The organism is Tritonibacter sp. SIMBA_163 (assembly GCF_046535935.1).
In the GTDB taxonomy this organism is placed as follows: Bacteria; Pseudomonadota; Alphaproteobacteria; order Rhodobacterales; family Rhodobacteraceae; genus Epibacterium; species Epibacterium scottomollicae.
The window spans coordinates 1-234 of the sequence record NZ_JAWJBP010001367.1 but is presented as its reverse complement, the minus strand read 5'-3'; the positions used below and the strand labels follow the sequence as shown (position 1 = coordinate 234).

Below are 234 nucleotides of genomic sequence, written 5' to 3'. Positions count from 1 at the left end.
TGCTGCTTATATCCGGCTTAATCAGGTACGTAGAGACGGAATACATAGGTTTATAAGAGCAAACCCGGGGAACTGAAACATCTAAGTACCCGGAGGAAAGGACATCAATAGACACTCTGTTAGTAGCGGCGAGCGAACGCGGACCAGCCGAGCCTGATTAGTGACCAGAACATGTTGGGAAGCATGGCCATAGCGGGTGACAGCCCCGTATGGGAAGCTCTGAAGGACGTATTA

At 50.4% G+C, this 234-nt stretch carries 1 rRNA gene; it reads left to right on the top strand.

Annotation, left to right across the window (positions count from 1 at the left end):
• Window positions 1-234 (top strand): 23S ribosomal RNA (locus R0J92_RS26750); the annotation flags it as partial.